The organism is Kribbella voronezhensis, from assembly GCF_004365175.1.
GTDB classification, from domain to species: Bacteria; Actinomycetota; Actinomycetes; order Propionibacteriales; family Kribbellaceae; genus Kribbella; species Kribbella voronezhensis.
Genome location: NZ_SOCE01000001.1, coordinates 5,857,946 through 5,881,235, shown reverse-complemented (window position 1 = coordinate 5,881,235; position 23,290 = coordinate 5,857,946). Strand labels below are relative to the sequence as shown.

Sequence of the window (23,290 nt, the reverse complement as noted above, 5' to 3'; positions counted from 1 at the left end):
TCCTCTACTTGGAGTCGGTGTGGCGCGCGGCCAGGCTCAGGAAGCGGGTGGCGAGGGCCTGGCCGCCGGCGGGGTCCCGGGAGACGACCATGACGGTGTCGTCGCCGGCGATGGTGCCGAGTACGTCGTCCAGCCCCACGTGGTCGATCGCCGACGCGAAGTACTGGGCAGCACCCGGCGGGGTTCGCAGGATCACCAGGTTGGCGCTGCCCTCCGCCGAGACGAGCAACTCGGACGCCACCCGGGCCAGCCGGGCCTCGAAGGCAGCGGCTTCACCGGCGCGCGGCGTACGGTCTCCGCCTTCACCTGGTACGGCGTACACCAGTTGGCCGGTCGAGTCGCGCACCTTCACCGCGCCGATCTCGACCAGGTCGCGCGACAGCGTCGCCTGACCGACGACGAGCCCAGCGGCCGACAGCAGATCGGCCAGCTCGGTCTGCGAGCGCACCGGCTGCCTGCCGAGCAGGTCGACGATGCGCTGCTGACGCGCGGTCTTGGTGGTCGGTACGGCCATCGTCATGATTTCGCCAGCAGCCATGAGAGCAGTGCCTTCTGTGCGTGCAACCGGTTCTCTGCCTCGTCCCACACCACCGATTGCGGCCCGTCGATCACAGCCGCTTCGATCTCCTTCCCCCGGTACGCCGGGAGGCAGTGCAGCACGATCGCGTCGTCGTTCGCCTTGGCCAGCAGGTCGGACGTCACGGCGTACGGAACGAAAGGTGCCTCGCGCACTCCGGCTTCGGCCTCCTGCCCCATCGACACCCATGTGTCGGTCGCCAGCACGTCGGCCCCGGCAGCCGCCTCGAAGGCGTCCGGACTCCACGAAGCCGATCCGCCCGTCACCCCACCGATCTCCACGGCTTTGGCGAGCACTGCCGCATCAGGTTGATACTCCGCAGGCGAAGCAACGACCACGTGCATCCCGGCGGTCACCCCACCGAGCAGGTAGGAGTGCGCCATGTTGTTCGCGCCGTCGCCGAAATAGACCAGCTTCAACCCCGCGGTCGATCCCTTGTGCTGCCGCACGGTGAGCAGGTCGGCCAGGATCTGGCACGGGTGGAACTCGTCGGTCAGCGCGTTGATCACCGGCACCCGGGACGCCCCGGCCATCTCTTCGATCCGGACTTGGCCGGACGTCCGCCACACGATCGCGCCGACCTGCCGTTCCAGCACCCGGGCGGTGTCGGCGATCGGCTCGCCGCGGCCCATCTGCGAGGTCTGCGCGTCGATGATCAGCGGTACGCCGCCGAGCTCCGCGATGCCGACCGCGAACGAGATCCGGGTCCGGGTGGACGTCTTGTCGAAGATCACCGCGACGGTCTGCGGGCCGGCCAGCGGCTGATGCCCGTACCGGTCGGTGACCAACTGCTGGGCGAGGCTCAGGACCTCGTCCTGCTCGGCCGGACTGAGGTCGTCGTCCCGCAAGAAGTGCCTGGTCATGGGGCCTCCACAGCGCAAGCGTCCAGCAGCCTGGGTAGGGCCGCGACGAAACTGTCCGCATCAGCCTTGCTCAGGATGTACGGCGGTGCCAGTCGAATCGCGTCCGGAACCGGATTGTTCACGATGAATCCTGCCTCCAGCGCCTGAGCCGCGACCTGGTCCGACACCGGCGCGGTGAGCTGGATCGCGAGCAGCAGCCCACGCCCCCGGACGCCGGCGATCAACGGATGATCCAGCGCCTCGATCGCCGAGACGAGATGGTTGCCGATGGCATTGACATTGGCGAGTAGCCCGTCCCGCTCGATCACGGTCAGGACCGCGAGGCCCGCGATCGCCGCGACCGGGTTGCCGCCGAACGTCGTACCGTGGTTGCCCGGTTGCAGCAGGTCGGCCGCCGCGCCGAACCCGAGGCAGGCGCCGATCGGGATCCCCGCGCCGAGGCCCTTGGCCAGCGTGACGATGTCGGGCGTGATTCCCGCGGCCTGGAACGCGAACCAGTCACCGGTCCGCCCGACGCCGGTCTGGATCTCGTCGATCCACAACAGCGCGCCGTGCTCGGAGGTGATCCGCCGAGCCGCTTCGAGGTAGCCATCGGGCGGTACGACGACGCCGTTCTCGCCCTGGATCGGCTCGAGCACCACGGCCGCCGTCTCGTCGTCGACAGCGGCGGCCAGCGCGGCAGCATCGCCGTACGGGACGAAGGTGACGTCGCCCGGCAGCGGCGCGAACGCTTCCCGGTACGCCGGCTTCCAGGTGATCGCGAGCGCGCCCATCGTGCGGCCGTGGAAAGCGCCGACGGTCGACACGATCTTGGTCCGGCCGGTCTTGCGGGTGAGCTTGAACGCGGCCTCGTTCGCCTCGGTGCCGGAGTTGGTGAAGAACACCTTGCCGGGGGCATCGAAGAGCGACAGCAGTTTCTCGGCGAGTGCGATCTGCGGCGCGGAGGCGAAGAAGTTCGACACATGCCCGAGGGTCGCGAGCTGACTCGTCACGGCAGACACCACGAACGGGTGCGCGTGGCCGAGGCAGTTCACCGCGAGGCCGCCGAGCAGGTCGAGGTACTTGCGGCCGTCGGCGTCCCACAGGTACGCGCCCTCACCGCGGACCAGCACGCGTTTGGGCGGACCGAAGGTGTTCATCAGCGCGTTCGAGTACCGCTCGGCCAACGCGGCCCCGGTGTCTTCGACGGCTACCAGTTCGGTCATGACGGGATCACCTGGGTTCCACTTCCGGCATCGGTGAAGATCTCCAGCAACAACGAGTGCGGCACCCGGCCGTCGATCACGGTCGCCCGCGAGACCCCGGACTGTACGGCGCGCAGGCAGGCCTCCATCTTCGGCACCATCCCGGACGCCAGCGTCGGCAGCAACTCGGCCAGCTCAGCGGCGTCGATCTGGGTGATGATCTCCTCGCTCTCCGGCCAGTTCCGGTACAGCCCGGCGACATCGGTCAGGACGACGAGTTTCGACGCGCCCAGAGCGACCGCGAGAGCCGATGCGGCGGTGTCGGCGTTCACATTGTGCGCCTGGCCGTCCTCGTCGGGCGCGATCGTCGACACGACCGGGATCCGGCCGGCGTCGATCAGGTCGATCACCGCTTCCGGCCGGACGTCGACCACGTCGCCGACCAGGCCGATGTCGACGGATTCGCCGTCGATCATGGCGCCACGACGTTCGGCGGTGAACAGGCCGGCGTCCTCACCGGACATCCCGACCGCGAACGGCCCGTGCGCGTTCAGCAAGCCGACCAGCTCGCGGCCGACCTTGCCGACCAGGACCATGCCGACGATGTCCATCGCCTCGGGTGTGGTCACCCGCAAACCACCGCGGAACTCGGAGTCGATGCCGAGCCGGCCGAGCATCTCGCTGATCTGCGGCCCACCTCCGTGCACGACGACAACCCGGACACCACAGTGCCGCAGGAACACGATGTCGGACGCGAACGCCTGCTTGAGCTCGTCGTCCACCATCGCGTTGCCGCCGTACTTGACCACGATCGTCTTGCCGTGGAACTCCTTCAGCCACGGCAGCGCCTCGGTGAGGACCGCCGCCTTCTCCACCGCGGTCGCCTGTGCCGTCGTCGTCATGACGAGTACGCCGAGTTCTCTTCGACGTACGCGTGCGACAGGTCGGTGGTCAGCACCGTTGCCGATGCGTCGCCGGCGTGCAGATCGATCACGACGTCGATCTCCGGTCCGCTGAGATCTGCCTCGGACCGGTCGACACCCTTGCCGCCGGCAACACAGATCGCGGCGCCGTTCAGCGTGATGTCGAGCAACGAAGGGTCGAAGGCGGTCGGGGCGTTGCCGACGGCCATCGCGATCCGTCCCCAGTTCGGATCGGAGGCGAAGAACGCGGTTTTGCAGAGGTTGTCCTCGGCCACGATCTTCGCGGCGGCGACCGCCTCGGCCTCGGTGGCCGCGTTCTGCACGGTGATGCTGACGTGCTTGGTGACGCCCTCCGCGTCGGCCTGCAACTGCTTGACCAGGTCGGCAGCGAGCGCGGTCAACGCGGCCTCGAACTCGTCAGCGGGCACGGTGACACCGGATGCCCCTGAGCTGAGCAACAGCACGGTGTCGTTGGTCGACGTTCCCCCGTCGACGTCGAGCCGGTTGAAGGTCTTGCCGACCGCATTGCGCAGCGCGTGGTCGAGGTGTGGCTGGTCGACGATCGCGTCGGTGGTGATCACACTGAGCATCGTCGCCATGTTCGGCGCGCACATCCCGGCACCCTTGGCGAACCCGCCGATGCTCCAGCCGCCCGGATGCTTCAGCACTGCCTGCTTCGGCACGTTGTCGGTCGTCATCACCGCGGTCGCGGCAGCCAGGCCGTGCGCCGGTTCGTTGCCCAGCGCATCGACTGCCGCTTCGATGCCCGGCAGCAGTTTGTCCATCGGCAGGCGTTCGCCGATCAGGCCGGTGGAGCAGACGCCGATCTCGGCCGCGCCGACCCCGAGTACCTCGGCGAGTTTCTCCGCCGTCTTGTGCGTGTCCTGGAAGCCCTCCGGACCGGTGCACGCGTTTGCACCGCCCGAGTTCAGCACGACGGCCTTGAGCTTGCCGGCCGTGAGCACCTGCTGCGACCACAACACCGGAGCGGCCTTCACCTTGTTGGTGGTGAAGACACCGGCCGCGGCGTACGACGGTCCGTCGTTGACCACGACGGTCAGGTCCGGCTTGCCGGCCGGTTTGATCCCGGCGATCACCCCGGCCGCGCGGAAGCCGGCCGGCGCGGTGACTCCGGCGCTCCGATCGACTTGGGCGTCCGGGGTGACAGTCCTTTCCCCCAAAACAGCGCTCGATTCTACGGTCACGGCGCTACTCCTACGAGGGGAAGGGCCAGGGTCTCGTCGAGACCGGCGGCCAGGTTCATGCACTGCACGGCGGCGCCGGCGGTGCCCTTGGTGAGGTTGTCCATCGCGGCCACGATCACGGCGCGGCCGGTGCGCTGGTCCAGAGTGACCTGCAATTGCACGGTGTTCGCGCCGAGCGTCGCCTGGGTCTGCGGCCACTGGCCTTCCGGCAGCACGTGCACGAACGGCTCGTTGCCGTAGGCGTCTTCATAGACCTGTCGCAGGCTCTCCGCCGAGACCCCTGGGGTGACCGGCGCACTGCAGGTCGCGAGGATGCCGCGAGCCATCGGAGCCAGCACCGGGGTGAACGACACCGAGACGCCTTCATCGGTGACCGCGCCGAGGTTCTGCTCGATCTCCGGCGTATGGCGATGCACACCACCCACGCCGTACGCCGTGGCCGAACCCATCACCTCCGCGCCCATCAGGTGCGTTTTGGGACCCTTGCCCGCTCCCGACGTCCCGCTCACCGCGACCACCACCAGTTGGCCGGGATCGACGAGACCGCCTTGGACGGCGGGGAGCAGAGCAAGGGTCGACACGGTGGGGTAGCACCCCGGCACCGCGACCCGGTTGGCGCCGCGCAGCTTGTCCCGTTGGCCGGGGAGCTCGGGCAACCCGTAGGGCCAGTGGCCGGCGTGCTTGCCGCCGTAGAACTCCACCCACGCCTCGGCCTCGATCAGCCGGAAGTCCGCGCCGCAGTCGATCACGGTGACGTCCTCCCCGAGTTGCTCGGCGATTTCGGCGGACTGTCCGTGCGGAAGGGCCAGGAACACGACGTCGTGACCGGCGAGCGTTTCCGCCGAGGTCTCGACCAGGGTGCGCCCGGCCAACGGCACGAGGTGCGGGTGGTGGAGCCCGAGCGCCGTACCGGCACTACCGCCGGCCGTGAGCGCCCCGATCTCGACCTCCGGGTGCCCGGACAGCAACCGGAGCAGTTCTCCCCCGGCATACCCACTGGCACCGGCGACCGCGACCTTCAGGCTCATGTGAATGAGTATGCCAGACGCCGCATGAATATCCAACAATGATTCGGCGGCGCGGAGGACCCGAAACCCAGCATCGCACGCCAAGTGGCCGGGGTCAGGTGCGGGACTGTGGGCGGTCGGCGTACCTGTGCAAAGGTGGCGGGCGAAGCGGATCGAACCGGGGCGGAGTGAGCATGAGCGACGAACAACTGGCGGCCGAGTTCGCGGAGCATCGGGCGGTTCTGGTCGGGGCGGCGTACCGGGTGGTCGGCAGCATGGTCGACGCGGAGGACGTCGTCCAGGAGACCTGGCTGCGGTGGGCGGCGGCGGACCGGTCCGAAGTACGGGATGTGCGGGCGTACCTGATCCGGATCACCAGCAGGCTGGCGCTGAACCGCTTGCGGCAGCAGAAGTCGCGGCGGGAGCAGTACGTCGGCCCGTGGTTGCCGGAGCCGATCGCGGCCACCCCGGCCGGGGACGATCCGGCTGCGATCGCGGAGGTCGCCGACTCGGTGTCGATGGCGATGCTCGTCGTACTCGAGACGCTCACCCCGTTGGAGCGGGCCGCCTTCGTGTTGCGGGAGGTGTTCGACCTGTCGTTCAGCGAGATCGGCGACACGCTCGGCCGGTCCGAGGCCGCCGTACGGCAACTCGCGCACCGGGCTCGTGAGCACGTGCACGCGCGGCAGCCACGGCAGCGGGTGGACAAGGCGCGGCACTCCGAGGTCACCACCCAGTTCCTCGCGGCGGCGTGGTCGGGAGATCTCGACCAGGTCGTCTCCCTGCTTGCGCCCGACGTCGTGCTGGTCAGCGACGGCGGCGGCAAGCGCAAGGCGGCGCTCCGGCCGCTGCAGGGTGCCGACAAGGTCGCGCGCTGGCTGGTCGGGCTCTTCCAGAAGGAGGTACCGGAGGGCCGCTTCGACATCCGGATGGCCGAGGTGAACGGCGAGCCGGCGTTCGTCGCGTACGACGGCGACGTTGTCGACAGCGTCGCCTTCCTGGAGCTGGACCCGGGCGACGCGATCAGCCAGATCTACGTCGTACGGAATCCCGACAAGCTCCTGGCGATCCCGCCGAAGCAGGCGCTGCCTTAGGCTATCTGCAACTCAGTCGCAGATAGCCGAGGAGGTCACGGTGGAGTACCTGGTGGTCGAACCGGAGCGAGTGTCCGATCCGGGGCTGAGAGCCGAGCTGCTCGACACCTGGATCGCCGCCACCGATGCGGGTGGCAGCGTGGGGTTCGTGCCGCCGGCGCCGGTGCATCAGATCGCGGAGACGCTCGACCTCGCGCTCGAGCGGGTCGGTGGCGGCAAGGACCTGCTCGGCGTCCTGCACAACGGTGAGCGTCTCGTGGGGATGGGCTTGCTGGTCAGCGACGACGGTGAGCTGAGCAAACACTGGCGGACCGTACTGCGGGTCATGGTGCACCCGAAGTACCAGGGCGGCGGCGCCGGGCGGACCTTGATGCAGGGGCTCCGTCAGTCGGCGATCGACCTCGGACTGGAGCAGCTGATGCTGACCATCCGCGACGGCAGCAGCCTGGAGAAGTTCTACGAACCCCTCGGCTACTACATCGTCGGCCGCCACCCGCGCGCTGTGCGAGTGGCGACCGACGACTACCGCGACGAAATCATGCTGGTCACCGACCTCAGCGGTGCACAGCCAGCTTGAACTCCTTGGAGTAGGGCTGGACACCCATCCGGCTGATGGGCTCGGTCCCGTCGTTCCAGACCCTGTAGTGCTGCAACCCGCGAGTCGTCGGGCGATAGGCCAGGCTGTAGTGCCCACGCCCGGTGGCTGTGACGGTCGCACTCACCTTCACCCACTCGGTGCCCACCTGCCGCTCGAGCCAGACCGGCACGGCTCCCGGTGCCACCTTTCCGGTGACGAGGATCCGCTGACCGACGGCCGGCGTCCAGTCGGTGACGTCGACGCTCACCAGACCGTGGACCTGCACATCGGAGAAGCTGCCTGCGTGCAGCCACGTGTCGTCACCGGGGAAGTAGGCGCCGCCGGCGAAGCTGTTGTAGACGCGCACGCTGAGGCTGTAGGCGCCCGAGGAGTCCGTCATCGTCGGCACGGGCTGGTGTCCGTCGACGCCGTTCCCGGTCACGATGGACAGCCCACGCCCGCCCATCGGCTGCCACCCGGTGGCAGCGGTCCAGCCCTCGAAGACGCCTGACACGTGGACGATGCTCCCGTAAGGGATCGGCTCCGGCATCGGCGGCGCCGTCGAGGTGATGCGGGTCAGGTTGAGCACCTTGACCACGTACGGCGCGACCGGCTCGAAGGTGCGGGTCTCGTCGCCCATCGTGTAGGCGGAGAGGTACCAGTCTCCTGACCGGGTATCGAGCGGCAATTCGAAGAAGCCGTCTCCGACGGCGATCTGCTCGCTGCCGTCGATCCTGCCGATGACGGCATGCGACGGACAGCCGGGGCTGGGATCGACCCTGCCGCTGAGCAGCGTCGCCGCGGGAGTCTGCGGATACGCGTAGACACTGTCGATGGCGGGAAAGGGGCAGTCCCAGTCGTCGGCCGCGGCAGTGCCGACCTGTACGACCACGCTGGCTGCGGCCACGGCTAGCAGGGTGACCAGTCGGAACGGACGATTCATGGTGGGCCTCCTGGGCTCTTCACCCAGCACGATGCGGAGGCACGGCGTTAAGTTGCGGATCCACAGGGCCGGGTCCCGCTCCTCAGCGGGGCCCGGCGCTGCGGTTCCCCACTATTGGCGGCCCCGGCGGGTGGCCAGTAGCAGCGCGGCGCCCAGTGCGGCCAGTAGTCCACCCAGCGTCAGCAAGAATCCCGAAGGCCCTCCGGTGGCGGGCAACGAGGTCTCGCTGTGCTGGATCGACGCGGCCGCCTGGGCCCCGATGGTCACCTTCACCTGTGCGGTCACCGACACCTCGTTGCTGTCGGTGACCCGGTACGCCTGTTTCGCCGTACCGGTGAAGCCCCGCTCCGGAACGAGCCTGATCGTCCCGTCGGTGCCGACCGTCCACTGTCCGACGGACGGTACGGCCACCTGCTTCCCACAGACGGCCGGGCCGGTGACCAGGCAGACACTGCCGGGCCGCCAGACCGCGCCACGGGTCGCGGCATCGTTGAGCAGCGGGTTCACGACCACCGGGTTGCCGGGCGTTCCGGTACCACTGTCCGGGATGGCCTTCGCCCCGCCGGGACCACGCACGGTGATCTCCAGACGGGCCGTGTCCGACGTCCCGTTCGCGTCGCTGATCCGATACGTCAGCGAACTGGTGGTACCGGTGAAGCCCTTCACCGGGGTGTATCCGACGGTGCCGTCCGGCCGCGCGAGGTAGTCGCCCTCGCCCGCGATCGTCACCGAAGTCTTCTCCGTCCCATCGGCCGGGTCGCGCAGCACGACCGACGAGGGAACCAGGGGCGAACTCGGATCGCCCGCCTTGTCGTTCGTCAGGACGCTGACATTGACCGCAGTCCCGTACGCCGTACTCGCAGCGTCATCGACCGCCTCCGGCCGGACCGGGACGACCGTCACCGTGACCGTCGAGCGGGCCGCGTTGCGCGCTGAATCCTTCACCTCGTACGCCGTCGGCCGCGTCGTGCCACTGAAGCTCGCCGTCGGAGCGAAGGTGATCTTGCCGTCGGCAACGGTATAGGTGCCCTGACCGGGGACGGTCACGTCGCTGACCAGCTCGCGGTTCGTGTCCACCAGCAACAGCGTCGCCGGGTCGAGCGTGGCACCCGCTCCAGGCTTGTCGTTCACGAGTGGGTCGAAGGTCACCCTCTGGTTCTGCTTGGTTCTGGCCAGGTCCGGCAACGCCACCGGCTTCGCTCCGATGGTCACCGTGACCGTCGCCGTCGCGGTCGTCCCATTGGCATCGCCGACCTGATACGTGACCGGTGTCGTCGCGCCACTCGCGCCTGCCTCGGGCAGCAACCTGATCCCGCCGTCGGGCTGGACCGTGAACGTCCCTTGCCCAGCCACCTGCAGACTGGCGGCCGCGTTGCCGGTCGCCGGATCGATCACGCGCACGGTCGCGGCATCCAACGGAGCACTGGGATCGCCGGGCTTGTCGTTCGCCAGCACCGGCACGGTCACGGCCGTGTCGTACGCCGTACTCGCGGTGTCGTCCGCCAGGCTCGGGACGATCGGAGTCACCGCCACCGTGACCGTCGAGGTCGCCGTGTTCCCGGTGGTGTCCGCGACCTGGTAGCTGATCGAACTCGGCCCGCTGTAGGACGGGACCGGATCAAAAGTGACCCCGCCGGATCGTGCGTCCGCCGCCGGCACCTTGAAGGTCCCCTGGCCTGCAATCGCAACGGACGTCACCCAGGACCTGCCGTCGAACAACCGCAACGACGACCTCACCAGCTCGGCCGATGTCCCCGGCGAGTCGTTGCCAAGGACATCCATCGTGACGTCGTGATTCTGCTTCGTGGTACCGAGGTCCGGCCTGGCTTCCGGCCCCTTGCCGACCGTGACGAACAGCAGCCCGGTCGCCGTCGTCCCGTTCCCATCGCTCACCCTGTACTGCGCCGGCCCGGTCGCGCCCTGGAAGTCCTTCACCGGGGTGAACGTGATCGAGCCGTCCGCGTTGACGGCGAACCTGCCCTCCCCCGGCCGGGTCAGACTCTTCCCGTACGTCGAACCGTCCTTCAGCACCACCGATCCGGGGACCAGCGGCGCACTGGGATCACCGGCCTTGTCATTGCCCAGCACGTTCACTGTGATCGGCCGGTTGAACGGGGTGATCGCCGAGTCGTTCACCGTCGAGGGCAGCACCCGGATCACTGTCATGGTGAGCGTCGAGGACGCGACGGTCTTGTTCGAGTCGGCGACCCGATAGCTGATCGGCCGCGCTTTGCCGTGAAACGACGGCAGCGGATCGAACTGAATCGCCCCGCTGGCCTGGACGGCGTACGTGCCCTGCCCGGGGACGGTCACAGTACGGCTGAAATCCCTCTGCACGCCGATGACCACCGACGACGCATCGAGACTGGCGTCCGTGCCCGGTGAGTCATTGGAGAGGACATTGACGGTGACCGTGACGTTCTGCAGTGTCGACGCGGTGTCAGGGCGCGCGACCGGCGGTGCCCCGACGGTGAGCTTGATGACCGCGGACGCGACCGTTCCGTTGTCGTCGGCAACTTGATAGAACACCGGCGTGGCCGCGCCCGCGAAGGTCGCAGTGGGATCGAAGGTGACGACGCCGGTGGCAACTGTGTAGTCACCCTCGTGCGCGATCACGACCTTCGTCTTCAGCAGGCCGTCGGCCGGGTCCTTCAGCCGGAGCGATCCGGGCACCAGCGGCGCACTCGGATCACCGGCCTTGTCGTTGCCGAGCACGTTCACGTGCACGGTCACGTCGTACGGCGTACTGCCGATGTCGTCGACCGCCACCGGAGTGATCGCGGTGATCGTGATCGTGATGGTCGAGCGAGCCGTTTGACCGAAGCGGTCGCCGACCTGGTAGCTCATCGCCTTCGCCCGGCCGGTGAAGGTTGGCACCGGATCGAAGACAACTCTCCCGAGTGAACTCGCCGCGCCGCCGGGAACGACTGTGTACCTGCCCTCGCCGTGGACCTCGACCGTCTTCACCACCGCTCCGTCGGCCGGATCGATCAGGACCAGACTGGCTGGGTCCAGGCCGGTGCCCTTGCCGGCTTCGTCGTTCGCGAGCGGATCCACCGTGAGGTTGAGATCCTGTTTGCCGGTCGCAGTGTCCGGACGCGCAGTCGGCGCGGGCGGCTTCGCCACGGTCACCGTCAGGATCGCCTTCGCCACAGTGCCGTTCACGTCGGAGACCGTGTAGCCCACCGGCGCCGCGGTCCCGGTGAAGGTCGGCAGCGGATCGAAGTCCACGGTCCCGTCGGGCTTTGCCACCAGGGCCGCCTGGCCGGCCAGCTTGACCGTCGTCGCGGGCTTCTGCGTGATCGGATCGATCAGCCGGACACTCGCCGGGACCAGGGGCACCCCTGGATCGCCGGCCTCGTCGTTCGCCAGCACCGACACGGTCACCGTGGTGTCGTACGCCGTACCGACCGCGTCGTCGTTGGCATCCGGCTGGACGGCGGTGACACTCAGCGTGAGAGTCGCCGTACCGACGGCACCGTTGCCATCAGCAACTTGATAGGTGACTGGAGTCGCCTTGCCGTGGAAGGCCGGCACCGGCTCGAACAGGATCCGGCCGTCCGGCCTGGCCGTGTACTTGCCCTGACCGGCGATGACCAGACTGGTCACCGGCCGGCTTCTCGTCGTCGGCCGCAGCAGCCGCACCGTGGCCGGATCGAGCGCCGAACCGGTGGGGCCGGGCTTGTCGTTCGCGAGCACCTCGACGAAGACCGAACTGCCCTGCTTCGTGGTGACAGTGTCGGCAGTGGCCACCGGCGGGCCGGGCGCGTCCACGGAGACGACCAACTGCGCTCGCGCGGCCGTGCCGTTCTTGTCCAGCACCTGATAGCCGACCGGAGTCGCCGTCCCCCGGAAGCCGCTCACCGGCTGGAACATGATCTTGCCGTCGGCCACCAGATAGGTGCCCTGTCTCAGCACCGCGAGATTGTCGACCAGGTCTCCCGCCGGATCGACCAGGTGCAGACTGGCCGGGTCGAGCGGCGCGTCCGGCGACCCCGGCAGGTCGTTGCCGAGGACATCGACGTCGACCTCGGTGTCGAACGGCGTGGCCACCGAGTCACCGATCGCCTTCGGGATCACCGGCGTGACGGTGATCGTGAGCGTCGACTCGGCGTACTGGCCGGTGCTGTCGGTGACCCGGTAGCCCAGGGTGGTGGCGACTCCGGTGAAGCGTGCCAGCGGGACGAAATCGACGGGTCCGTTGGACCGTGCGGTGTAGGTGCCCTCGCGCGGGATCACGACCGACTTCTTGAGCGCGGCGTCGGCGGGGTCCCGCAGTACGAGCGTCGTCGGGTTCAGCGTCACACCGGGGGCGGCCTTGTCGTTGGCGAGCACGGTCACCGCGGTACTGACGTTCTGTGGGGTGGTCGCGAGATCGGGACCGGCCACCGGCTTGGCCGGGAGGGAGACGGTGACAGTCAGCTTCGCTGTCGCCGTCGTTCCGTTGCTGTCGGCGATCCGGTAGGTCACCGGCTTGCCGACTCCGGCGAAGCCGGGGACCGGGTCGAAGCCGACCTTGCCACTCGAAGCGACGTACTTGCCCTGGCCGACCACGTTGACCATCACGCCACACTTGCCGCCGTCGACCAGACAGAGCGAATCGGGCACCAGCGGCGCCTCCGGATCGGCCGCCTTGTCGTTGCCGAGGACATCGGCCGTCGCCCCGGTGTCGTACGCCGTCGTCGCCACGTCGTCCACAGCGATCGGTGGTGGCGGCGGCGCGATGACGACGGGATAGTCCTCGACCTCGCCGGAGTCCGCCGCACCTGCCGGCTTCTCCACCTGCGTAGCTGTGTATCCGAGCCGCACCCGCGCGTACGTCGTACCGGCGGTGAGGCCGGCCAGGTTCGACCAGTTCAGGGTGACGGCACCTTGCCCGGCGGTGAAAGTGGCGCAGGATCGCTCGGTCGCGGCGAAGGTGCCGCGCTTGTCCAGGTCGATCCACCCGCAGACGCGACCGGGTTTCGTCGTACCGGTCAGGGCGACCGACGCCGCGTAGCTCTTGGTCTTGGTGCGCAGTGGCTTGAAGGTGACGCCGTCGTCGCCAAGGTCTGGAACGGCCGGGCCACTGGTGCCGTTGGGAACCGTCGCGTTGTCCTCGGTTGCCGTCGATCCGAGTCGCGCGTCGCCGAGCACCGACCAGGCAGCACCGTACGACGCGGGCGCGTCGCCGAAGTCCTCGCCGACCGACGCGACGATGGAGAAGACGTCGCCGGAAGTCGGGGTGTTGAAGGCGGGCAGCGCACGGTTCTTGGTGAAGAACACGGTGACGTCGAAGGCGATGGACTTGACCACGCCGAGCACCCGGACCGATCCGCAGGCGGCGGTCGCAGCGGCGTCGGGACCAGTACCGGTCTTCGGGTTGATGCAGTTCGGTCCGGCGTCGGGGTTGGCAGCGGTGATCGTGTCGCTGGTGACTGCGAGGTTGTTGCCTTCGCCGACCTTCGTCAGGCTGATGCCCGCCGTCGTGAGCTCGAGGACGGAGTGCAGCTCGGACTGACCGGTGGGCCGGCCGTTGACCGTCTGGGTGGCCGCGCCGCCGATGCCGGCGACGTGCAGGACCGGGTCGCGGACGGGCTGCGAGAACGTGATCGTCACCGTGCCTCGGCTGCCGCAACTCCCCGTGGAGGCGCAGTCGCCGGTGTCCACGACGAGATCCTGCGCCGGCGTGGTCCTGGCGATCGGGGGTGAGTAGGTGCGTCCGCTGGTACCACGCTCGCCCGCCGTACTCGGGTCGGACAGCGCGGTCTTCCCCGACACCGAGATGGTCTGGACCAGGCCGGAGCCGGGCATCGTCGTACGGGCCGTGGTCGCGCTGTCCTCGAAGGGGGCCGAGGGCACCTGATAGGCGCCGGCCGCGAGCGGGGCCAGCCCCAGTGCGACGACGAGGGCGGCTGCGATGAGTGACCGCCTCGCCGTCATTCCCACGCCCCTTGTCGATCACACCGTTGCTGCATGCATCGGCTCGGGGCGAGCGGGCCGGCGTAGACGTAACGTCCGACGCTGACCGTATGTTACGCGGCAATCACTGCTTGAGTTCGTAGATGCCGACCTGGTCCTCGCGGTGTCGCAGCGAGGCGAGGTGATCGAGTCGCGCCGAGACGGGGCCGTCGCGGCGATCGGCGTACAGCCAGCGGACGCCGTACTGGTGCCGGAGGCGGTACAGCACCTGCGGGTTCGGGGCGTAGAGCGCCTCCTCGGTGATCGCGACCCGGTCGGGCCAGGGCGACGGCTGCTTCGTGTAGCGCAGTCCCCCGGCGCCCTGGTTCGCCATCGCCTGTGAGGTGTAGGCCCATCCGTCGATCAACGTCCGCCGACCCGCGATCCCGCTGATGATGTAGCCGCGCGCGTCGCAGCCGGACTGCTGCAACCCGGCCGGCCTGCAGTACGCGTTACCGGCCACGACGTCCTTCGGCCGCGAGTTGTGAGCCAGCCAGATCGCGGCGGCGGCCTCGTCGGGATGCACCTGCCAGAAACGGGAGGTGAACTCCTTCGACTGGGTGCCACCGCGCAGGTGAAGGTCCTGTGCCACCACGAACGCTGTCGGCACAGCGAGAATCGTCAGCAACGCCAGAACTCCGCCGAGCCCCACCGCGCTCGGCCACACCTTGACCAGCGAGGGCCAGGCGATCCGTAGTACGGCAGTGAGAATCAGTACGGCGATCAGCGGGCGGCCGACGTCGATGATGCGGCTCAACTGATTGCCGTGGGGTTTGGTCTTTCCCCACAACAGCAGGAACGCATAGAGCGCGCCGAGGACCAGCGCCGCGGGAACGAGCACCGGTGTCGGGCGGTGCTTCTTGGCCTGGACGACCGCGACCCAGCCGATCGCCGCGATGCTGAACGGGACCGCCGTACGGACGAAGTACGACTCGCTCACGGACGGGTGGTCGACCAGGAGGTAGCCAGCCCAGCCGGCGATCAAGGCGCCGAGCAGGAACCAGGCGAGCGGATCGCGCCGGGTCTCCCGCAGGGCGAGCAAGCCGTACCCCGCGGCGGCGGTGGCCTGTGTGACGAGCAGCAGACCGAAGACGACCACAGCGCCGATCACCGCCAGGATGTGGCCGGACGCCAGCGCGGGCAGGATCCAGCCGCCTTGTCCGGGCTGGCTCCGGTCGTGGGTGGCCGCGCCGTAGCCGGCGGACACCTTGACGACGGCGAGCAACTGGATGCCCGAGCCGCTGGTGCTACCGGCGACGGTGATCATCGTGCCGATGGCCGATGCCACCAGCAACGATCCCGCGGCGAGGAACCTGACCGGGAGTCGCCGGTCACGAATCAGCAGGAACAGCGCCGCCAGCCCGACCGCGCCGACCAGAACCGGCAGCACGGTCGGCTTGGAGCCACCACCGACGATCGCCACCGTGAGCGCGAGCGCCCAGAGCGTCTTCGGTTGTCCGCTCCGGAACAGCAGCTCGATCAGGAAGACCGCGGCCGTCGCGCCCATGATCATGCCGAAGGTCTGGGACGGGCTGAGCAGGCTGAGCGGTGGCCAGAGGTCCACCTTCGTGTTCCACCACAGGGGCAACTGCGGACCAGCGAAGACCGCGGCGGCCAGTACGCCGGTCCACCACGCGCGGCTGACCGTCCGCGCGAGCACCGCGAAGGTGAGCAGCGCGATCAGGACGGTCGGCAGCAACCAGAGCCGGTAGAGCACGATGATCGGCGAAAGCCTGGTGATGTCGACGGCCGACGCCATGTCCGCGTTGGCGAACCAGTGGTAGTCCAGTCGCAGCCCGGCGGCCTGCGGAAGCTCCGGCGGCACTGCACGGATCAGTTCGTTCACCATCGACAGGTGGTAGAGCAGGTCGGGGTAGTACGCCATGCCGTTCGGTGGCATCGGGTGATACGCCATCACGCCGAACGTCGCGCCGCCGAACAGCAGAACGGTCGCGATCACCAGGCCCCAGGTCCACAACAGCGGCAGTGGCTTCGGCTCGGCGATCCGCCAGTGCCGGCGAAGACGCGGTACTGCGGCGAACGCGACGATCACCAGAGCGGGCCAGACAGCGAGCCAGCTCTGCCAGCCGAGCGCGGTGAACAGCGCCCAGCCGAGCAGCTTGAAGGTCGCACCGACCGCTCCGCCGAGTCCGACGTCCTCAGCCCAGTTGCCGGTGCTCCGCCAGAGCGCGCGCAGGAGGAGGACTCCGGGGATGACGACCGTGAGGCCGACATAGGCGAGGTACCGCAGGATGGCACCGATCGGCACGTCGACCGAGAGCAGGCCGATGACGGCGACGACGAAGGGCAGCAACCAGGGCAGCCCGCGCGTCAGCGCCGTACCGGCTGAGTGTCGCGAGGTCGTGGTGGCCGGCGTACCGACAATGGTGGTCAAGAGTTGACGGATTCCTCTGTGCGGGCCTGGTGGCCCTTGTCGTCGAGACTGTCGTAGCCGACCAGGAACTGCGGCCGTTTCTGGCTGGACTGGAACAAGCGCGCCACGTACTCCCCCAGCAGGCCGAGGCACAGCAGCTGGATCGCACCGATCACGCTGACCGCCAGCACCGTCGACGTCCAGCCAGGGATGCTCCGCCCGGACAGCTTGATGAACAGGGCGCCGATCACGAACATCCCCGACAACAGCCCGCCCAGCAGGCCGAGCCAGGTCGCCAGCCGCAGCGGCGCGGCCGAGAACGCGGTCACGCTGTCGAACGCGAGCCGGAGCATCTTGCCCGGCCCGTACTTCGTGGTTCCTGCCGCCCGCCCGGCGCGCACGTACCGCACCTGCGTACTGGGGAAGCCGAGCCACGGGATCACCAGCCGGAAGACGCGGCCGTCCTCCGGTAGCTGGTTCACCGCGTCCACCACCCGGCGCGAGACGAGCCGGAAGTCGCCGGCATCGAACGGGATGTCCTTGCCGACCAGACGGCCCATCAACCGGTAGTACATCCGCGCGGTGGTCCGCTTCGCCCAGGTGTCGCTGGAGCGATCCGACCGTACGCCGTACACGACATCCACGTCGTACTCGCGTGCCGCGGCCAGGAGTTCGGCGATCACCTCGGGCGGGTCCTGCAGGTCGGCGTCGATCGTGACCAGGTACGCACCGCGTGCCCGGCGGAAGCCGGCCGACAGCGCGGCCTGATGGCCGCTGTTGCGCAGCAGCCGGACCAGCCGGAGCTCCGGCCAGTGGGCCGTGGCCGCGAGCAGCAGCGACGCGGTGGCGTCGCGGCTGCCGTCGTCGACCGCCAGCACCTCGTACCGCACGTCGAGGCCGTCCAGCACCGGCCGCATCCGCTCGAAGAAGATCGGGAGCACCTCTTCCTCGTCGTACATGGGTACGACGACGGAGAGCTCGAGCTCGGTGTCCCGCATGGTCGGTAGGCCTCCAGGGCATTCGTTCGGCGACGGCCAAGAGTTGAACGCCGCAGCCGGCCGAAAAGATCTCTCAGATCCTAAAGTGGCAGCAAGTTGCCGCCCGCACCGGGTTTAGCTCCCTCCCGAATCGGTCAGGCACCGGTTTCCGGCGAGACCGCGATCGCGCCGGTTCGCCGGGGGTCGCCGACGGCGAGGAGGCCGTCGGTGGGGTCCCAGAACGCCGCGGCCACGCCGCCGAAGTACATCGAATGCGGTGGCATCGGCCGGCTCGGCAGACTGGTCGAACCGAACACGTCGAGGTCGTCCTCGTAGTCGACGACGACGTCCTCGCGGATCCGGACGTGCAACCTGGGATGCTCGACGGCTTCGGTCAGCGGCAGGCCGCCGTGGGTGTAGAGCGCGTACACCTGCGCGATCGCGCTCGGGATCCGGTCCGACCCGGGCGAACTGATCGCCAGGACCGCGCCGTCGCTGTCGCGCCGGGCCACACTCGGCGCCATGTTCGAGGTCAGCCGGGTGCCGGGCGCCAGGCTGTGCGGACCGCCGTGCACGAGCTCCTGCTCGCCCAGCGCGTTGTTGAGCCAGATGCCGGTGCCCGGCGTCATCACGCCGGAGCCGTAGCCGGACGAAACCGTGATCGCACAGGCGTCGCCTTGGTCGTCGACGACCGAGACCGTCGCCGTACTGGGTGAGCTGAGCGCGCGCAGGTCTCCCCCGGCCGCGAGCTCGAGCAGCTTCTGGCCTTCCAGTTTGCGCACGTCCTCCTGGTCCAGCTCGGCGAGCCGCTGACCGAAGACGGCGTGCTGCACCTCGACGAGCCGCTCGAGCTCGGCCGGATTCCAGCTGCCCTGGCTGGGAACGCCGGCCAGCAACGAAAGCATCGCGGCGACCGCGACTCCCCCGACCGCGGGCGGTGGGTTCGTCGCCAGGCGCCAGCCGTTCTGCCGGACGACGAGCGCGGGGCGCACGACAGCCTCGTACGCCGCCAGGTCCTGCGCCGTGAGGATGCCCTCGTTGTCGGCCATGTCGCGGATCAACAGCTCGGCGAGCTCGCCGGTGTAGAGCGTTTCGGCGCCGTCCTTCGCGATCAGCTCCAGCGCCTCGGCCAGTTCGGGGATCACCACGATCGAGCCGGCCTTGATCACCACGCCGTCGTCGTCGTGCACGACCTGATGACTCGGCTGATGCCAGCCGAAGATGATCTCGTGGGTGTAGCCGAGGTAGTACCCCGAGGTGCGGCTGAGCGGGAACCCCTCGCGAGCCACCTCGATCGCGGGCCGGACCACCTCGCTCCAGGGCGCCTTGCCCGATCGCTGGTGGGCGAGGTCGAGCGCCTTGAGTCCGCCGGGGGTCGCGACGGACCCGTGCCCGACGGTGGTCGTCGTGCCACCGCCGTACTCCGTGGTCACGTCCCAGACGCCGCGGCCGAACTTGTCCGTGGGCACGCCGCGGCCGGGCATCTCCACCCAGCCGTCGATCGTGACCGCGTCGCCACCGGCGACCTGCAGCGTCACGAACCCACCGGACGCCGGCGAAACGACCCCGATCTCGTTGACCATTGTCACGAGCGTCGCGGCGATCGCGGCGTCGACGGCGTTCCCGCCTTCCGCCGCGACCCGCACACCCGCCTCGGCCGCTGCCTTGTTGGGCGCCGCCACCGCAACCCTCGGGTTCTCACCGATCAGCTTCACCCGCTCATCCTCCCCCACGCAGCGGTCGCGCCACAGTCAGGCGAACCGCCACGCCATCAGTACGCCCCCGCCGCTCCGCCCTGACCGCACCTCTGAGCGCCAGGGCGACGCGGCGGACCACCGACAACCGAGGTACTGATGGCGTGGCGGTCCGGGGTCAGCCGACTCGCTGGACGGCTTCGAAGCGGTCGACGGCGACCTGGACCGCGGCCTGGCGGGCTTCGGCCACCTCGGTCTCGGTCAGCGTCCGGTCCTGGGCACGGAACCGCAGCGCGAACGCGAGCGACTTCTTGCCCTCACCGATCTGCTCGCCCGTGTACAGGTCGAATAACCGGATCGACTCCAGCAGATCGCCCGCGCCCTCGGCCAGCGCCGCCTCGACCTCCTTGGCGGGAACGTCGGCCGCGACGATCAACGCCACGTCCTCCTTCGCCACCGGGTAGGACGAGAACGGCTTGGCCGTGATGGACTGCGGCCCGGCCGCGATCAATGCATCCAGGTCGAGCTCGACCGCACCGGACCTCGCCGGCAATCCGAACGCCTGGCAGACCTTGGGATGCAGCTCACCCGCATGGCCGATCACCTTGCCGTCGACCGACACCTCGGCGCACCGACCCGGATGCCAGGGAGCCAGCTCGACGTTGCGCAACTGAGCCTCGACACCCACTGCGGCAGTGACAGTCCTGGCGACCTGTACGGCGTCCGACCACGTCGACGGCTGACCCTTGCCCCACCAGCCGGTGGGAATCCGGGCACCGGTCAGGACGACTGCGAGGTGGAGCGGCTGGTCCGGCAGCGCGTCGTACAGGGCCTGGATCTCTTCGTCGCTCGGCCGTTGCGTGACGGCCGGCAGCGGGGCCGGCTTCGCGTCGGGCCGGGGCAGGAAGACCAGGCCGGTCTGGAAGATCGCGAGGTCGGTCGAGCCACGGCCGACGTTGCGCTCGGCGGTGCGGAGCAGCGTCGGCAGCAGGGTCGTCTGCATCGACGGCTCTTCGTCGGAGATCGGGTTGACCAGCTTGACCGTCGTACGGCGTGGGTCGTCGGCGGGCAGCCCCATCGCGTCGAAGTCGGCGTCACCCACGAACGGGTAGGACACGACCTCGGTCAGGCCGGCACCGACGAGCGCGGTGGCGATCCGGCGCCGGCGACGCTGTGACACGGTCAGGCCCTGCCCGCCGGGTGCCTTCGGCAGGACGGACGGCACGTTGTCGTACCCGTACAGCCGGATGACCTCTTCGGCGAAGTCGTTGGGGTCCCGAAGATCCGGTCGCCACGACGGCGGAGTGATCGTCAGCGACTCGGCGCCACCGTCGACCGCGCCGATCTCGTTGCCCTTGGCAACTACGCAGCCGACCGAGGTGAGGTGGGCGACGGTCTCGTCGACGGAGATCGGGGCACCTGCGACACGGGCCGCGTGGTCCGCGCGGATGGTGATGCGCTTCGGCAGCGGGTGCGTGTCGATGACGGTCTCGTCGGGCTCGATCGTGCCGCCGGCCAGCTCGGCGAGCAGGTCGGCGACCCGCTGCGCGGCGTACCGCGGCAGCTCCGGGTCGACCTCGCGCTCGAACCGGCGCGACGCCTCCGACGACAGCTTGTGCCGGCGCGACGAGCGCGCGATCACGATCGGGTCGAAGTGCGCCGCCTCGATCACCACGTCGGTGGTCGACTCGGAGATCTCGGTGGACGCCCCACCCATCACGCCGGCCACGCCGATCGGCCCGGAGTCGTCGGTGATCAGCAGGTCTTCGACATCGAGCTCGCGGGTCTGGTCGTCCAGCGTCATCAGCTTCTCGCCCGCCGACGCACGCCGTACGACGATCTCGCCGCTCAGCCGGTCCTTGTCGTAGCCGTGGATCGGCTGACCGAGCTCGAGCATCACGTAGTTGGTGACGTCGACACCGATCGAGATCGGCCGCATCCCCGCCATCACCAGCCGCTGCTGCAGCCAGCGCGGCGACGGCGCCTTCGGGTCGATTCCGGTGACAGTGCGGGTGACGAAGACGCTGCACGCCTGGGCGTCCTCGACCCGCACGGGGTAGCCGTTGGTTCCCGACCCGGTGAGCTCGATCGCCGCCGGATCCTTGAGGTCGACGCCGTACGCCGTGGCTGCCTCGCGGGCGACGCCACGGATCGACAAGCAGTAGCCGCGGTCCGGTGTGACGGCGATGTCGAGCACGTCGTCGCGCAGCCCGAGCAGCTCGATCGCGTCGTCACCAGGGGACGCCTCACCCGGCTGCAGTACGACGATGCCGTGCGTACCGTCGTCGCCCAGACCGAGCTCCACGCTCGAACAGATCATGCCGTTCGACACGTGCCCGTAGGTCTTGCGCGCGGAGATCGCGAAGCCACCCGGCAGCACCGCGCCCGGCAGGACAACGACGACCAGGTCACCGACCTCGAAGTTGCTCGCGCCGCAGACGACCCACTGCGGCTCGTCCTTGCCGATGTCGAGCGAGCACCAGCGGATGGTCTTGCCGTTCTTCTGCGGCTCCGGCTCGTAGCTGAGCACCTTGCCGACCACGAGCGGCCCGGTCATCCCGGCACCGGCCTCGTCGACCGTCTCCACCTCGAGCCCGGCGCGAACCAGCTTCTCGCCGACCTGGCGACCGGTCACCCCGGCCGGCAGCTCGACGTACTCACGAAGCCATGACAGTGGGACCCGCATCAGATCTCCATCCCGAACTGGCGGCTGAACCGCACATCACCCTCGACCATGTCGCGCATGTCCTCGACCCCGTTGCGGAACATCAGCGTCCGCTCCAGGCCCATCCCGAACGCGAACCCGGAGTACCGGTCGGTGTCGATGCCGCAGGCCTGCAGGACGCGCGGGTTGACCACGCCGCAGCCGCCCCACTCGATCCAGCCTTCGCTGCCACACGTGCGGCAGGGGCGGTCCGGGTTGCCGACGGAGGCGCCGCGGCAGACGAAGCACTTCAGGTCCACCTCGGCCGACGGCTCGGTGAACGGGAAGAAGTTCGGCCGGAGGCGTGCTTCCAGGCCCTCGCCGAACATGGAGACGACGAAGTGGTCCAGCGTGCCCTTGAGGTGCGCGAGCGTGATTCCTTCGTCCACCACCAGGCCCTCGACCTGGTAGAAGACGGGCGTATGCGTCGCATCGAGCTCGTCGGTGCGGAAGACCCGGCCGGGGCAGATCACGTAGATGGGCGGCTTGCGGGTCAGCATCGACCGGGCTTGCACTGGCGACGTGTGCGTACGCAGTACCGTCCCGGAGCCGGCCGGCTCGACGAAGAACGTGTCCTGCATCTGCCGGGCCGGGTGGTCGGGCTGGAAGTTGAGCGCGTCGAAGTTGAGCCACTCCGCCTCGACCTCGGGACCCTCCGCGACATCCCAGCCGAGCGCGGTGAACACGTCGGCGACCTGCTCCGAGATCAGGCTCAGCGGGTGCCGCGCGCCGAGCTGCGGGGAGTGCCACGGGAGGGTGACGTCGACCCGCTCGGTGGCGAGCATCCGCTCCTCGTGCTCGGCCTCGAGCGTCGCGAGCCGGGCGGCGTACGCCTCGTTGATCGCCTTCCGGGCGGACCCGATCCGCTGCCCGGCCTCCTTGCGACCCTGCGGCGGCAGCGCCCCGATCTCCCGGTTCGCCAGCGCGATCGGGGAACGGTCGCCCAGGTGGGCCAGCTTCGCCTCCTGCAGCGCGGCCAGGTCGGCCGCCTTGGCGAAGGCGTCGAGAGCCTCGTCGCGCGTCCGTTCGACCTCGTCGGCGTGCAGAGGTGTCACCTCGACCGGGTCGTAGTTCTTGTTGGGACCGGACATGGCTCTCTTCCCGGGGTCGCTGATATCTGAAACTGCTGCCCGCAGTCTAGGAACCCACAGGCCCTGAGCGTGAATCGGTCGTCCACACATCGATCCCATGACCCACCGACGCTCGCTCCCCCGTCACTCACTCCCTG

Annotated in this window: 15 protein-coding genes; 2 read left to right on the top strand and 13 right to left on the bottom strand. The window is 69.1% G+C overall.

Features of this window, described 5'->3' with window-relative positions; all coding sequences use genetic code 11:
* Positions 1-4 precede the first annotated feature (4 nt).
* From EV138_RS27440 to argC, 6 genes are read right to left on the bottom strand one after another with little or no spacing between them, the layout of a single operon-like run.
* On the bottom strand, positions 5-538 hold the full coding sequence (locus tag EV138_RS27440; protein ID WP_238158382.1) for an arginine repressor: 534 nt from the start codon (positions 536-538) through the stop codon (positions 5-7).
* On the bottom strand, positions 517-1,440 hold the full coding sequence (gene argF, locus EV138_RS27435; protein ID WP_133981612.1) for an ornithine carbamoyltransferase: 924 nt from the start codon (positions 1,438-1,440) through the stop codon (positions 517-519). The genes EV138_RS27440 and argF overlap by 22 nt, the downstream gene beginning before the upstream one ends.
* Complete coding sequence (locus EV138_RS27430; RefSeq protein WP_133981611.1) at positions 1,437-2,645, bottom strand: acetylornithine transaminase; 1,209 nt, start codon at positions 2,643-2,645, stop codon at positions 1,437-1,439. Before EV138_RS27430 ends, argF begins: the two co-directional genes overlap by 4 nt.
* The gene (gene argB / locus EV138_RS27425) at positions 2,642-3,526 is read right to left on the bottom strand and encodes an acetylglutamate kinase (RefSeq protein WP_133981610.1); all 885 of its coding nucleotides are present in this window, start codon (positions 3,524-3,526) and stop codon (positions 2,642-2,644) included. Before argB ends, EV138_RS27430 begins: the two co-directional genes overlap by 4 nt.
* Complete coding sequence (gene argJ / locus EV138_RS27420; RefSeq protein WP_238158381.1) at positions 3,523-4,752, bottom strand: bifunctional glutamate N-acetyltransferase/amino-acid acetyltransferase ArgJ; 1,230 nt, start codon at positions 4,750-4,752, stop codon at positions 3,523-3,525. The genes argB and argJ overlap by 4 nt, the downstream gene beginning before the upstream one ends.
* The gene (gene argC, locus EV138_RS27415) at positions 4,749-5,780 is read right to left on the bottom strand and encodes an N-acetyl-gamma-glutamyl-phosphate reductase (protein WP_133981609.1); all 1,032 of its coding nucleotides are present in this window, start codon (positions 5,778-5,780) and stop codon (positions 4,749-4,751) included. The genes argJ and argC overlap by 4 nt, the downstream gene beginning before the upstream one ends.
* Before the next feature lie 173 nt (positions 5,781-5,953).
* Between argC and sigJ the strand changes: the two genes are divergently transcribed.
* Positions 5,954-6,853: an RNA polymerase sigma factor SigJ gene (sigJ, locus tag EV138_RS27410; protein ID WP_133981608.1), complete on the top strand. Its 900-nt coding sequence runs from the start codon at positions 5,954-5,956 to the stop codon at positions 6,851-6,853.
* A 40-nt stretch (positions 6,854-6,893) separates the two neighbouring features.
* Positions 6,894-7,430 carry a GNAT family N-acetyltransferase gene (locus EV138_RS27405; RefSeq protein WP_133981607.1) on the top strand — a complete coding sequence of 179 codons (537 nt, stop codon included), beginning with the start codon at positions 6,894-6,896 and terminating at the stop codon, positions 7,428-7,430.
* Here the strand turns inward: EV138_RS27405 and EV138_RS27400 are convergent.
* The 7 genes from EV138_RS27400 to pheS all read right to left on the bottom strand — a co-directional run bounded on the left by EV138_RS27400 (position 7,408) and on the right by pheS (position 23,153).
* Positions 7,408-8,373: a hypothetical protein gene (locus EV138_RS27400; protein ID WP_133981606.1), complete on the bottom strand. Its 966-nt coding sequence runs from the start codon at positions 8,371-8,373 to the stop codon at positions 7,408-7,410. The two genes, EV138_RS27405 and EV138_RS27400, sit on opposite strands and share 23 nt — an antisense overlap.
* A 111-nt stretch (positions 8,374-8,484) precedes the next feature.
* Complete coding sequence (locus EV138_RS27395) at positions 8,485-14,295, bottom strand: Ig-like domain-containing protein (protein ID WP_238158380.1); 5,811 nt, start codon at positions 14,293-14,295, stop codon at positions 8,485-8,487.
* 103 nt (positions 14,296-14,398) lie between these two features.
* A complete protein-coding gene (locus EV138_RS27390; RefSeq protein WP_238158379.1) occupies positions 14,399-16,708 on the bottom strand; it encodes a hypothetical protein in 2,310 nt (769 codons plus the stop codon).
* Positions 16,705-17,685 (bottom strand): glycosyltransferase family 2 protein, encoded by a 981-nt coding sequence (locus tag EV138_RS27385; RefSeq protein ID WP_133981605.1) that lies wholly within the window; start codon positions 17,683-17,685, stop codon positions 16,705-16,707. The genes EV138_RS27390 and EV138_RS27385 overlap by 4 nt, the downstream gene beginning before the upstream one ends.
* A gap of 134 nt (positions 17,686-17,819) precedes the next feature.
* On the bottom strand, positions 17,820-19,379 hold the full coding sequence (locus EV138_RS27380; RefSeq protein ID WP_238158378.1) for a gamma-glutamyltransferase: 1,560 nt from the start codon (positions 19,377-19,379) through the stop codon (positions 17,820-17,822).
* Positions 19,380-19,536: 157 nt separating this feature from the next.
* Positions 19,537-22,044: a phenylalanine--tRNA ligase subunit beta gene (gene pheT, locus EV138_RS27375; RefSeq protein WP_133981604.1), complete on the bottom strand. Its 2,508-nt coding sequence runs from the start codon at positions 22,042-22,044 to the stop codon at positions 19,537-19,539.
* Positions 22,044-23,153 (bottom strand): phenylalanine--tRNA ligase subunit alpha, encoded by a 1,110-nt coding sequence (gene pheS, locus EV138_RS27370; RefSeq protein ID WP_133981603.1) that lies wholly within the window; start codon positions 23,151-23,153, stop codon positions 22,044-22,046. Before pheS ends, pheT begins: the two co-directional genes overlap by 1 nt.
* Positions 23,154-23,290: the final 137 nt, after the last annotated feature.